Annotated in this window: 16 protein-coding genes and 1 tRNA gene; 13 read left to right on the forward strand and 4 right to left on the reverse strand. The window is 48.1% G+C overall.

Translation table 11 applies throughout. The features are described 5' to 3' along the window. Window positions 1-30 precede the first annotated feature (30 nt). Together ACTHUG_RS01185 and ACTHUG_RS01190 are read right to left on the reverse strand one after the other, a co-directional pair. Window positions 31-360 (reverse strand): rhodanese-like domain-containing protein, encoded by a 330-nt coding sequence (locus ACTHUG_RS01185; protein WP_070824119.1) that lies wholly within the window; start codon window positions 358-360, stop codon window positions 31-33. Window positions 361-412: 52 nt separating this feature from the next. Continuing rightward, window positions 413-1,069: a protein-L-isoaspartate O-methyltransferase family protein gene (locus tag ACTHUG_RS01190; protein ID WP_440385966.1), complete on the reverse strand. Its 657-nt coding sequence runs from the start codon at window positions 1,067-1,069 to the stop codon at window positions 413-415. A 182-nt stretch (window positions 1,070-1,251) separates the two neighbouring features. On the opposite strand from ACTHUG_RS01190, the gene tpiA reads away from it, so the two are divergent. From tpiA to ACTHUG_RS01215, 5 genes are all read left to right on the forward strand, one after another. Further along, complete coding sequence (tpiA, locus tag ACTHUG_RS01195; RefSeq protein WP_003748082.1) at window positions 1,252-2,025, forward strand: triose-phosphate isomerase; 774 nt, start codon at window positions 1,252-1,254, stop codon at window positions 2,023-2,025. 7 nt (window positions 2,026-2,032) lie between these two features. Beyond that, window positions 2,033-2,392: a preprotein translocase subunit SecG gene (gene secG / locus ACTHUG_RS01200; protein ID WP_036492092.1), complete on the forward strand. Its 360-nt coding sequence runs from the start codon at window positions 2,033-2,035 to the stop codon at window positions 2,390-2,392. Between the two features lie 15 nt (window positions 2,393-2,407). Further along, window positions 2,408-2,493 (forward strand) — tRNA-Leu (locus tag ACTHUG_RS01205). 90 nt (window positions 2,494-2,583) lie between these two features. Then, on the forward strand, window positions 2,584-3,141 hold the full coding sequence (locus tag ACTHUG_RS01210) for a UbiX family flavin prenyltransferase (protein WP_440385967.1): 558 nt from the start codon (window positions 2,584-2,586) through the stop codon (window positions 3,139-3,141). A gap of 54 nt (window positions 3,142-3,195) precedes the next feature. Next, a complete protein-coding gene (locus tag ACTHUG_RS01215; RefSeq protein WP_036492087.1) occupies window positions 3,196-3,630 on the forward strand; it encodes a pyridoxamine 5'-phosphate oxidase family protein in 435 nt (144 codons plus the stop codon). A gap of 63 nt (window positions 3,631-3,693) precedes the next feature. Here the strand turns inward: ACTHUG_RS01215 and ACTHUG_RS01220 are convergent, their stop codons facing one another. Both ACTHUG_RS01220 and ppk2 read right to left on the reverse strand, forming a co-directional pair. Beyond that, on the reverse strand, window positions 3,694-3,942 hold the full coding sequence (locus tag ACTHUG_RS01220; protein WP_070824122.1) for a hypothetical protein: 249 nt from the start codon (window positions 3,940-3,942) through the stop codon (window positions 3,694-3,696). A 113-nt stretch (window positions 3,943-4,055) separates the two neighbouring features. Continuing rightward, window positions 4,056-4,985: a polyphosphate kinase 2 gene (gene ppk2, locus ACTHUG_RS01225; protein ID WP_003748092.1), complete on the reverse strand. Its 930-nt coding sequence runs from the start codon at window positions 4,983-4,985 to the stop codon at window positions 4,056-4,058. 166 nt (window positions 4,986-5,151) lie between these two features. Between ppk2 and ACTHUG_RS01230 the strand changes: the two genes are divergently transcribed. The 8 genes from ACTHUG_RS01230 (at window position 5,152) to atpA (ending at window position 12,323) form a co-directional block, all read left to right on the forward strand. Next, complete coding sequence (locus ACTHUG_RS01230) at window positions 5,152-6,933, forward strand: chorismate-binding protein (protein ID WP_440385968.1); 1,782 nt, start codon at window positions 5,152-5,154, stop codon at window positions 6,931-6,933. Window positions 6,934-7,034: 101 nt separating this feature from the next. Further along, window positions 7,035-7,892 carry a ParB/RepB/Spo0J family partition protein gene (locus ACTHUG_RS01235; protein WP_070849077.1) on the forward strand — a complete coding sequence of 286 codons (858 nt, stop codon included), beginning with the start codon at window positions 7,035-7,037 and terminating at the stop codon, window positions 7,890-7,892. A gap of 280 nt (window positions 7,893-8,172) precedes the next feature. Next, window positions 8,173-8,526 carry an ATP synthase subunit I gene (locus ACTHUG_RS01240; RefSeq protein ID WP_188214028.1) on the forward strand — a complete coding sequence of 118 codons (354 nt, stop codon included), beginning with the start codon at window positions 8,173-8,175 and terminating at the stop codon, window positions 8,524-8,526. After that, window positions 8,516-9,382 carry a F0F1 ATP synthase subunit A gene (gene atpB, locus ACTHUG_RS01245; RefSeq protein ID WP_003748099.1) on the forward strand — a complete coding sequence of 289 codons (867 nt, stop codon included), beginning with the start codon at window positions 8,516-8,518 and terminating at the stop codon, window positions 9,380-9,382. Before ACTHUG_RS01240 ends, atpB begins: the two co-directional genes overlap by 11 nt. Before the next feature lie 64 nt (window positions 9,383-9,446). Next, the gene (gene atpE, locus ACTHUG_RS01250) at window positions 9,447-9,683 is read left to right on the forward strand and encodes a F0F1 ATP synthase subunit C (protein ID WP_003748101.1); all 237 of its coding nucleotides are present in this window, start codon (window positions 9,447-9,449) and stop codon (window positions 9,681-9,683) included. 73 nt (window positions 9,684-9,756) lie between these two features. Then, window positions 9,757-10,227 (forward strand): F0F1 ATP synthase subunit B, encoded by a 471-nt coding sequence (locus ACTHUG_RS01255; protein WP_003708446.1) that lies wholly within the window; start codon window positions 9,757-9,759, stop codon window positions 10,225-10,227. Window positions 10,228-10,231: 4 nt separating this feature from the next. Next, window positions 10,232-10,765, forward strand: a complete 534-nt coding sequence (locus ACTHUG_RS01260; RefSeq protein WP_440385969.1) for a F0F1 ATP synthase subunit delta — start codon at window positions 10,232-10,234, stop codon at window positions 10,763-10,765. A 10-nt stretch (window positions 10,766-10,775) separates the two neighbouring features. Continuing rightward, a complete protein-coding gene (atpA, locus tag ACTHUG_RS01265; protein ID WP_003748105.1) occupies window positions 10,776-12,323 on the forward strand; it encodes a F0F1 ATP synthase subunit alpha in 1,548 nt (515 codons plus the stop codon). The last annotated feature ends 22 nt before the right edge of the window (window positions 12,324-12,345 follow it).

Below are 12,345 nucleotides of genomic sequence, written 5' to 3' on the forward strand. Positions count from 1 at the left end.
TTCAGACGGCCTTTTATTCATAAAAGCAATTTAATACCGCATCATCTTGGCATCGATTTGCTCCGCCCAAGCATCAATACCGCCTTGCAGGTTGTAGAGGTTTTCAAATCCGGCGTCTTCCAAATACATAGCCGTGTGCAGGCTGCGGATGCCGTGGTGGCAATAGACGACGATAGGTAAATCATCGTCGGGCAGCTCGTTTTGGCGCAGGGGGATGAGGTTCATCGGAATATGAATGGCAGCGGGCAGGGTGCAGATGGCGCGTTCTTCATCAGTTCGGACGTCGAGCAGGTGAAATGCGCGGCCTTCGTCCTGCCATTGTTTCAATTCGGTGGGCGGGAGTTGGATGATGTCGGTCATAAAGGTGGGGATAAAAGCATGAGGCCGTCTGAACTTTCGGACGGCCTGTTGTTTAAAAATCGAAATCGCCGAACGGATTGGCCGATTTATCTTCCAAGTGGGCCACGACGGTGTCGAACAATACTTTTTCGGAAAACTCATTGCCGTTGCGCGTCAGCAAAAGCGCGTGTTGTACCGGTTTGCGGCCGACAATGATGACCATGCGGCCGCCGTCTTTCAATTGCTCTTTTAAGATTTTAGGCACTCGGTCTACTGCGCCGCCCACATAAATTGCATCAAAAGGCGCGCCTTGCGATGCTTCGGTCAGGCCGTTGTTTTGCACATAATCGACGTTGGCAAAGCCCAATTCGTCCAAAACTTTTTTGGCGCGTTGCTGCTGCTCGGCATCGATGTCGTCGGTGACGACTTTGCCGGCCAGTTTGGACAGCAGGGCGGTTGCATAGCCTGAGCCTGTACCGATTTCTAAGACGGTTTCGTCTTTTTTCAGTTTCAAACCTTGAGCCAGGCGGGCAACGACTTTAGGTTCCAACATCTTATGGCCGTTGGCCAGCGGCAGCTCCATATCCGCATAGGCCAAGCCTTGAAAAGCCTCGCCGACGAAATGTTCGCGCCCGATCTCCTCCAAAGCATCCAAAATGTCGAAGTCCAAGACATCCCACGGACGAATCTGCTGTTCAACCATATTGAAACGCGCTTTTTCAAAGTCCATATTTGTGCTCCGTTCAATTCTTAATTTTATCGAAGCATACATTATAAATCCTTGTCGGAGAGTGTGCCATCTTTCAGACGGCCCCGAGGCTTGTTAATAATTGCCAAGCGCACATATATCCACTAAACTTTCACATTACACCACGCTACAACAAGCAACAATCAACACACGGAGCAATAAAGATGTATCACCAAATCGGAATGTGGGATCAAAAATGGGTTATCGGCAACTGGAAAATGAACGGCCGACTCCAAAACAACAATGCACTTATGCACCGCTTCCGCGTCATGCCAACCGCCGAACGCGTATTAATCGGCCTGGCCGCCCCTACCGTGTATCTGTTGCAACTGCACAACGCTATGCAAATCGTTTTGAACAACCGCATCTTGACCTGTGCGCAAGATGTGAGCCGTTTCCCGAATAACGGCGCGTACACCGGCGAAGTGTCCGCCGAAATGCTTGCCGACATCGGTACAGACATCGTCCTCATCGGCCACTCCGAGCGCAGCCTTTATTTCGGCGAGAAAAACGAAATCCAACGCCGCAAAATGGAAAACGTCCTCAATGTCGGCCTGATTCCATTGTTGTGCGTCGGTGAAAGCCTGGAAGAGCGCGAAGCCGGTAAAGAACACGAAGTCATTGCCCATCAGCTTTCCATCCTGCAAGGTCTGAACACCCAAAACATCGCCGTTGCCTACGAGCCGGTTTGGGCGATCGGCACAGGCAAAGTCGCCACCGTCGAACAAATCGCCGACATGCACGCATTTATCTACAAAGAAATCTTGTCTTTGTGCGGAAGCGATGTTAAAATCCGCGTTCTTTACGGCGGAAGTGTGAAAGCGGATAACGCAGCCGACATCTTCGCAGTACCTCATGTAGACGGCGCATTGGTTGGTGGCGCGTCATTATCCTATGACTCCTTTACCGCCATCATCAACGCAGCACAAGCCTCGTAGAAAACATATGGAAGCCTTTAAAACCCTTATCTGGATTATTAATATTATTTCCGCTCTATTCGTAATCGTGTTAGTATTGCTGCAACACGGTAAAGGTGCGGATGCCGGCGCAACATTCGGTTCCGGCAGCGGTAGCGCGCAAGGCGTATTCGGTTCTGCCGGTAATGCCAACTTCCTCAGCCGCTCGACTGCCGTTGCTGCAACATTTTTCTTTGCGACCTGCATGGCAATGGTGTATATTCACACCCACTCCAATAAGCACGGTTTAGACTTCAGCGATGTGAAGCAGACCCAACAGGCTCCTAAGCCTGCAACGCCTGCACAAAACAATACAACTCCTGTTGCTCCGAATCCTCAGCAGCAGTAAGACAATTTGATTTATGCCGACATGGTGGAATTGGTAGACACGCTATCTTGAGGGGGTAGTGGCCGTAGGCTGTGCGAGTTCAAATCTCGCTGTCGGCACCACATTAGAAAATCTAACCGCTTTTTAGCGGTTATTTTTTCGTCTTGAGAATCTGCCTTTCCTTTATTTTTAGGCCGAGACAGGGAAATACAATGAAGCGTTTGGTTGTCGGCATCAGCGGTGCCAGCGGTTTTCAGTATGGCGTGAAGGCTTTGCAGCTTTTGCGTGAGCATCAGGTAGAAACGCATTTGGTGGTTTCGCAAGGGGCGGAGATGACCCGCGCTTTGGAAACGGATTACACCAAAGAAGACGTTTATGCTTTGGCGGATGTCGTGCATTCTGTCCGTAATGTCGGCGCAAGTATTGCCAGCGGTTCGTTTTTGACGGACGGAATGTTGATTGCGCCGTGTTCAATGAAAACTTTGGCTTCGGTTGCTCACGGGTTTGCCGATAATTTGCTCAGCCGTGCGGCGGATGTAACGTTGAAAGAGCGGCGCAGGCTGGTGTTGATGGTGCGTGAAGCGCCGTTAAACTTGGCACACATCGACAATATGCGCCGTGTAACAGAGATGGGCGGCATAGTGTTTCCTCCTGTTCCGGCTCTGTATCAGAAGCCCGAATCCATTGATGATATGATTACGCACAGCGTGTCTCATGCTTTGGACTTGTTCAGTATTGTTCAAACCGATGCGCCGCGCTGGCAGGGCTGATGTTTCAGACGGCCTGAAAATAAATTTAATACACTGAGAAAGAGGATAAAAATCATGCAAGCGATTCCTGCCAATATCGTTAAATTCTTGAGCAATCATCATGTCGTCAGTATTGCCGCTGCGGCAGACGGCGAAGTTTGGGCGGCTTGTTGTTTTTATGTGTTTGATGAAGCCAATGCCCGCCTGATTGTGCTGACTTCTTTGAAAACAAAGCATGGCGGACTGATGAGCCGTTCTGCCAAAGTAGCCGGCACCATCGCCGGTCAGCCCGACAGTATCACAAAAATCAGCGGTGTTCAGTTTGCGGCGACTGCCGCTTTGATTGAAGATGAAGCGGATTTGAAAGCGGCGCAGTCTTTATTTTACAAAGCGCATCCTGCCGCCAGGGTGATGAAAAGTGATGTCTGGGCGTTGAATTTGGATAATGTAAAATTCACTGACAATAAATTGGTATTCGCACAAAAAACGTATTGGAATCGTGAGGATTAAGAAAAGGCCGTCTGAAAGATGAAATTTCAGACGGCCTTTAGCTGTATGATTTCGTATTTAATATTATTGCCAAAGTTTTTCAAATTCTGATGGGCTGATGTACTCGCTGTATGATAAATCTAAATCGGTTAATTCCCCATGTAATAAGTTGTCGCGTTCGGAGATGTTTTCGGTATGCCCATCTGCATGTAAATAGATTCGGCGAGTGTTGATGCCGTCAATGTATTCGTCAAACTGCCATACGGGGACAGCATCTAATGTTTCGGTGTTGAAGAATTTGGTATAGATATTTGTTTTGTTGTTAGATGTCATTGCGTAGCCAAATAGTCTGATGACGGTTTTCCATAAAGTAAGTGGATTTTTATTCCGAAAATATCAGAACAAAAATCCACTTAATTGAGTCAATAACTACTCGATCTTAGATTTTAATCGTGTCCGATGTCTACAGTTTTTTCTTTGTAACGTGTGTCGGGAATCAAAACAATTTTATCGTCCACTTTGCCGATGGCTTTCACGTCTTTGCCCGGATAGTCCAGCTGGTGCAGGAAGTAGCGGATACAATTCAAACGTGCGCGTTTTTTGTCATCGGAGCGGATGATGACCCAAGGCGCGTCACCGGTGTGGGTGTGGAAGAACATGGCGTTTTTGGCTTCGGTGTAGTCGTCCCAGCGGTCGAGTGACTGGATGTCCACGGGGGACAGTTTCCAGTGTTTCAGGGGGTCGTCACGACGGGAGATGAAGCGGCGGAGTTGTTCTTCACGGGATACGGAGAACCAGAATTTGAACAGGTGGATGCCGCTGGCAACAAGCATGCGTTCCAATTCAGGGGTTTGACGCATGAAGAGCAGGTATTCGTTAGGTTCGCAGAAGCCCATGACGCGTTCTACGCCGGCACGGTTGTACCATGAGCGGTCGAAGAATACCATTTCGCCCGCGGTCGGCAGGTTTTGGATGTAGCGTTGGAAATACCATTGGCCGCGTTCGGTAGTGGTCGGTTTTTCCAGTGCGACAACGCGTGCGCCGCGCGGGTTCAAATGTTCCATAAAGCGTTTGATGGTACCGCCTTTACCGGCTGCATCGCGGCCTTCAAACAGGCTGACGATGCGTTGGCCAGAATCTTTAACCCAGCTTTGTACTTTCAATAATTCGATTTGCAGCTTCTGTTTTTCTTTTTCGTAAACAGAACGGCGCATACGTTGTTTGTACGGGTAGTTGGCAGGAAGCGGTGCGCTGCTGGAATCTTCGTCTGAACCGCGTCCTTCGTGTTCCAAAACAGCCTTTTCGAATACTTGCAGCTGGTCTTGTTTCTCGCCCAGTTCAACATTCTCGAATGGTTCTAGTTGGTGGTCTGCCATAAAGTCTCCTTATCGATTAAGTTTTAAATGATATAGTGTGGTATGGTTTGATTCTACCCTTTTATGCCTCGTTCGACTACATAAAATTACATTAGAGTACTTTTTTTGAATTTGTCTGCTAACTTATGTAAAAGCAGCGTATAATCAGCCTATTTGTACAGCAATCATGCCTTATTTCGCCCTGTTTGACGATGCCGTGAGCGGCCGAGCAAAACTCTATCAAAATCATGTAGAAAGCCATCGGTTTTATCATAACGAACTGGATTCGTTAACAAGTATTTTGCAAGCCGGCTGGAAAAAGGGTTTGCATGCAGTGTTGTTTGCAGACTACGAATTCGGATTGCTGCTGATGGATATTCCGTCTGGCCGCAGTGGCAGTCTGCGTTTGCACTGGTTTGCCGATTATTCCGAAATCGATGCCGAAAACTGGCTGGCCAATCATTCAGACGGCCTTGAGGCAGGTATTTCTACTCCCCGATTCTCCGTATCCGAAGCCGATTATCTCGAGCATATCCGTCAAATCCACGAAGCCATCCGCCGCGGCGATACCTATCAAATCAATTACACCGCACGCCTGCACCTGCAAACTTACGGCAATCCGATCCAGCTTTATCGCCGCTTGCGCCAGCCTGTGCCGTATGCCGTTTTGTCTTGTCTGCCCGACGGGGTAGGGCAGGAGGCGTGGACTTTGTGTTTTTCTCCCGAACTTTTCCTCAAAATCGATTTAGACGGCCTGATTACAACCGAGCCGATGAAGGGCACTGCGCCGATTCTTCACGATGGGCAAGATGAACGCCGCGCCGTTGAATTGCAAAACGACCCGAAAAACCGCGCCGAAAATGTGATGATTGTCGACTTGTTGCGCAACGACCTCGGCAAAATCGCGCAGACAGGCAAAGTACGCGTGCCTGAACCGTTTAAAGTTTCCCGTTTCGGCAGTGTTTGGCAGATGACCAGTGCCATCGAAGCGCAGGCGCTGGCTGATGTTTCGGTTGCCGATATTATCCGCGCAGCCTTCCCGTGCGGCAGTATCACCGGCGCACCCAAACGCATGAGTATGCAGATTATTGAGTCCCTTGAATTTGAGCCGCGCGGTTTGTACACAGGCAGCATTGGCTTTTTGCATCCGTGTGATACGGGTTTGGGGTTTGAAGGTGTGTTCAATGTCGTGATCCGTACTTTATCTCTGAAGCCAATTTCAGACGGCCTTTATCAAGGTGTTTATGGTGTGGGTTCGGGGATTGTGATTGATAGCGATCCTGAAGCCGAATATCGCGAGTGCGGTTGGAAGGCGCGTTTTCTCAATGACTTGCGGCCTGATTTCGGTATTTTTGAAACCATGCGCGTGGAAGACAAACAATGCCGTTTGCTTGATTTGCATTTGGGCCGTCTGAACAGCTCGGCGCAAGCACTCAACCTGACTTGGCCTGAAAACGCAATAGAGCAAATCCAACATTATATAGATGCGTTGCCAAATGGGTTGTTTAGAGTCAAAGCCGCCTTGTTTTCAGACGGCCTTGCATTGAGCCATGCGGCTGTTTCTGAATTGGATGGGCAACAATACGTCGTCCTGAGTGAACACACATTAAGCCAACGCGATTATCTGCGCCGTTTCAAAACTACGCGCCGTGAAATTTTTGACCAAGCATGGAAAACGGCAGAAGGGCAGGGTGCATTTGACAGCCTGTTTTTCAATTCAGACGGCCTTTTGTTAGAGGGTGGAAGAAGCAATGTGTTCGTCAAATATCAAGGACAATGGCTCACGCCGTCTTTGGATTTGGATATTTTGAACGGGGTAATGCGCCAAGCGGTATTGAAGCAGCCGCGGCTTTTAGGTGCGGATACAATCAAAGAAACCCACATCTCGCGTTCTATGTTGGAAAATGCGGAAGAAATCCGCTTGAGTAATGCTTTAAGGGGCGTGTTTGCGGTTTCGCTCCGTAAATAAACGGCAAGGGTCAAATCATCGTGATTCAAATTGTCGTAAAGCGGCAATATCCGATAGAATACGTCATTTCAACATTGAGGCCGTCTGAAAGGGAAAACAATATGGCAAAAGCAAAAGGATTGGGACGCGGTTTGGATTCGCTGATATCCAATGCGGTGGACAGCAGCAGTAGCGATCGCCTGACAACGGTTGCCATCGCCGATATTCAGCCCGGCCGCTATCAGGCGCGTGTGCAAATGGATGACGAAGCCTTGCAGGAATTGGCTGACTCCATTAAAGCGCAAGGCATTATCCAGCCGGTTATCGTACGCGAACGTGGTCTGTCTCAATATGAATTGATTGCCGGCGAACGCCGTTGGCGCGCTTCCCAGTTGGCCGGTTTGACCGAAATTCCCGTCGTCATCAAAACCATCAGCGACGAAACCGCGTTGGCCATGGGTTTGATTGAAAACCTGCAACGCGAAAACCTCAATCCGATTGAAGAGGCGCAAGGTTTGAAACGCCTCGCCGACGAATTCGGCCTGACCCACGAAACCATCGCAAAAGCCGTCGGTAAAAGCCGCAGCGCCATTTCCAACAGCCTGCGCCTGTTGAGCCTGCCTGAGCCGGTTCAAGAAATGCTTTACCAACGCCGTCTGGAAATGGGTCATGCCCGTGCGTTGCTGACCTTGCATGTAGTTGACCAATTGGAATTGGCGCAAAAAGCCGTCAAAAACGGCTGGTCGGTGCGCGAGGTAGAGCGCCGCAGCCAATTGGCGCATCAAAAAGCCAAGCCCGAAGCAGCCAAAACCATCAGCCCGGATATCCGCCGCATCAATGATGCATTGACCGAGCATTTGGGCGTTAATGCCGAAGTCAAAACCAGCAATCAGAAAAAAGGCAAAATCGTGCTGCATTTTGATACGCCGGAAACATTCGAATATTTGCTGAAGCAGTTGGGCATCAATCAAGCGTTCTAACGGCTTTATAAACAGAACGGGCCGTCTGAAAAAAGCTTTTCAGACGGCCTCAATTTTTGAAAAAGCGTAGAGCGTATAAATGTTTACAATACAAATCAAAATCTTCTGTAAAATCTATGTAACAACATGTAATTTGTGTTAAACTCCATTCCAGCAAAGATTTGTTTTATATGTGTTAATCATTTATTTATGAAAGGTTCACAAAGATTAACATATTGCTTGACGTTAACAAACTTCTTGATTATATTAGCCTGCCTTGCTTTTTGGGGTGCAAAGTACAATGAATCAGATAGTCCCATTGCAAGTGATTGTATTATTAATAATTTCAGTTGTTTGTGCATTATTCTCCGGATTGCCCGGCTTCCTCTCTGCTTTGGCGGGAGGATTTTCGTACATTGTGCCTACCCTTGTTGCAGTTTTACTTTTAAAGTTTTCCCGACGAAATCCCGATCTGCAAAGTTCGATGTTTATCGGCGGAGAGGTTTTAAAAGTAGTGCTGTCGCTGGTATCTATGTTGGTCGTTTTTGCGATATGGCATCGATCACTGGTATTTTACCCATTTTTATTGGCGTTTCTTGGCGTCAGTCATTTGGTTTTTTTAGTATTGTTGAGAGTAAAACACTATGGCAGGTGAAACTATGACCGCTGCCGACTACATCAAGCACCACTTGCAAAGCTTGACCAGTATGTCGGATGTTACTCAGGGTCAAGGACTGAAAAACATTGCTGATTTTTCGTTCATTAACCTTGATGCAATCTTTTTTGCTGTTCTGTTGGGCGTAATCGGTAGCTTCCTTTTGTGGCGCGGTGCCAAAAAAGCGACGGCCGGTGTTCCCGGTCGTTTCCAAGCGGCTGTTGAAATTCTGTTCGAATTTGTGGACGATATGTGTAAAAGCATTATCCATAACGAACAATCGCGTAAAGCCGTTGCCCCGTTGGGTCTGACCTTGTTTGTCTGGATTCTCTTGATGAATGCCATGGATATGCTGCCGGTTGATTTGCTGCCGATGGCATGGCAAGGCATTACCGGTAATCATCATGCTCTGTTGCGCGTCGTGCCGACAGCTGACTTGAATACGACTTTGGCTCTGGCGATTGGCGTATTGCTGATCTGTATTTACTACAATGTCAAAATCAAAGGCCTTGGCGGTTGGATTCACGAGTTGTTCTGCGCACCTTTCGGTCCGTGGCTTGCTCCAGCCAACTTCCTGCTGAACTTGGTAGAGTTTTTGTCCAAAACCGTATCCCACGGTATGCGGTTGTTTGGTAATATGTATGCCGGCGAGCTGGTGTTCCTGCTGATCGCTTTGTTGGGTGGTGCATGGGCATCAACCGGCAGTGTCGAGACTTTGGATCCAATTTTATTTGTGTTCCACCTGATTGCCGGTTTGGCTTGGGCGATTTTCCACATTTTGGTTATCACCTTGCAGGCATTTATTTTCATGGCGTTGGCGTTCGTATATATCGGACAGGCGCATGATGCACACTAATCAAGTAGTTTTTTCGTAGTTTGTTTTTTGTAGTTTAACCTTTACTATTTTAAGGAGTTTAAAAATGGGTTTGATTGCTATCGCATGTGGTTTGATCGTTGCCTTGGGCGCATTGGGTGCCTCTATCGGTATCGCAATGGTTGGTTCTAAATACTTGGAATCTTCTGCCCGCCAACCTGAGCTGATCGGTCCACTGCAAACCAAACTGTTCTTGATCGCTGGTCTGATCGATGCGGCTTTCTTGATCGGTGTGGCTATTGCCCTGTTGTTCGCCTTCGTTAACCCGTTTGGTGGTGCGTAATCAAGACGGAGCGATCCGTTCAGATACAGGCTTGCCGTCTGTTTGATTAACCCAGATACGAAGGTTAAGTAACGTGAATATTAATGCAACCTTATTTGCGCAAATCCTAGTTTTCTTTGGCTTGGTTTGGTTTACGATGAAATTCGTATGGCCTCCGATTGCCAAAGCATTGGATGAGCGTGCCGCAAAAATCGCCGAGGGCTTGGCTGCCGCCGAGCGTGGTAAGAGCGATTTTGAGCAGGCAGAGAAAAAAGTTGCAGAACTTATGGCCGAAGGGCGTAATCAGGTAACCGAAATGGTTGCCAACGCCGAAAAACGTGCTGCGAAAATTGTAGAAGAAGCCAAAGAGCAAGCTTCTCATGAAGCAGCACGCATTGCAGCCCAAGCAAAAGCTGATGTAGAGCAAGAAGTTAACCGTGCACGCGAAGTGTTGCGTGAACAGGTCGCTTCATTGGCTGTTAAAGGTGCGGAATCTATCCTGCGTAAAGAAGTCGATGCTTCCAAACATGCAGATCTGCTCAGTGCCTTAAAACAGGAGCTGTAATCTTATGGCAGAGTTCGCAACGATTGCCAGACCTTATGCGAAAGCATTGTTTAGTCTGGCTCAGGAAAAAAAACAAATCGAGTCTTGGTTGGGCGAACTGAAAGAACTCGCAGCGGTTGTTCAGGATGAGAAAGTCATTGCTTTCATCGAGCAGCCGGAAACGGGAGCTTCCGAAAAGGCAGAAACGCTCAAAGGTCTTGTCGGTATCAAAAATGTCGAATTGGCAAATTTTATTACCGTTTTGGCCGAGCAAAAGCGTTTGCTGGTATTACCGGAAATTTATGCCCAATATCAAGATTTGACCTTGATACACAACAATACGAAATCGGCAGTAATTTACAGCGCGTATGAGCTCAGTTCTCAGCAGTTGGCCGATGTTACCGATATCCTGACAAAACGCTTCAACAGCAAATTGGATGTGGTAACTAAAGTTGCCCCTGAATTAATCGGCGGCATCAAAGTAGAAGTGGGTGATCAGGTCTTGGATTTGTCCGTACAAGGCAAACTGAATGCTTTGTATGCGACTATGACAAATTAGGAGAGTTTTCATGCAGCTTAATCCTGCTGAAATTAGCGATTTGATTAAAGCCAAAATCGAAAATCTGTCCGTCAATACAGAAGTGCGTACCCGTGGTACCGTTGTTTCTGTTACAGACGGCATTGTGCGCATTCATGGCTTGTCAGACGCGATGCAAGGTGAGATGCTCGAATTCCCCGGTAACACTTTCGGTCTGGCCATGAACTTGGAGCGCGACTCCGTCGGTGCCGTAGTGTTGGGTGAGTACGAACACATTAAAGAAGGCGATACAGTTACCTGTACCGGCCGTATTTTGGAAGTGCCGATCGGTCGCGAATTGGTTGGCCGCGTAGTTGATGCATTGGGTCGTCCTATCGACGGTAAAGGTCCAATCAATACAACTTTGACTGCTCCAATCGAAAAAATCGCACCGGGTGTGATTGCGCGTAAATCGGTTGACCAACCCATGCAAACCGGCCTGAAAGCCATTGACTCTATGGTTCCGGTTGGTCGTGGCCAACGTGAGCTGATCATTGGTGACCGTCAAACCGGTAAAACTGCCGTAGCACTGGATGCCATCGTTAACCAAAAAGGTACAGGCGTTATCTGTATTTATGTGGCTATCGGTCAAAAAGCATCTTCTATTGCCAACGTAGTGCGCAAATTGGAAGAGCATGGTGCGATGGAACATACTATCGTGGTTGCTGCGACTGCTTCTGAAGCCGCTGCGCTGCAATACATTGCTCCTTACTCCGGTTGTACCATGGGTGAATTCTTCCGTGACCGCGGTGAAGATGCTCTGATTGTATACGATGACTTGTCTAAACAAGCCGTTGCATACCGTCAAATTTCCCTGCTGCTGCGCCGTCCACCTGGCCGTGAAGCCTATCCTGGCGACGTATTCTACCTGCACTCCCGTCTGTTGGAACGTGCAGCCCGTGTCAGCGAAAACGAAGTTGAAAAACTGACCAATGGCGAAGTAAAAGGCAAAACCGGTTCTCTGACTGCATTACCGATTATTGAAACCCAAGCCGGTGACGTATCAGCATTCGTACCAACCAACGTAATTTCGATTACAGACGGCCAAATCTTCTTGGAAACCGACTTGTTCAACGCCGGTATCCGTCCCGCAATCAATGCCGGTATTTCCGTATCGCGCGTAGGTGGTGCGGCACAAACCAAAGTCATCAAAAAACTGGGTGGCGGTATCCGTTTGGCGTTGGCACAGTACCGTGAATTGGCGGCGTTCTCACAATTTGCTTCTGATTTGGACGAAGCAACACGCAAACAGCTGCAACACGGTGAAGTGGTTACTGAATTGATGAAACAAAAACAATTCAGCACATTGAACACTGCCGAAATGGCATTGACTTTGTGGGCGATCAACAACGGTTCTTACGCAGATGTTCCGGTATCCAAAGCCTTGGCTTTCGAAGCAGAATTCCTGAGTTTCGTACGTACGCAACATCCTGAGGTTCTGGATGCGATTAATGCATCAGGCGCAATGTCTGACGAAAGCGAAAAAGCATTGACCGAAGCCATGAAATCTTTCAAATCTTCTTACGCTTACCAAGCATAAGTATTGAGATGAAAGGAGTCTG

This window comes from Neisseria sp. P0022.S009, assembly GCF_051956675.1.
In the GTDB taxonomy this organism is placed as follows: Bacteria; Pseudomonadota; Gammaproteobacteria; order Burkholderiales; family Neisseriaceae; genus Neisseria.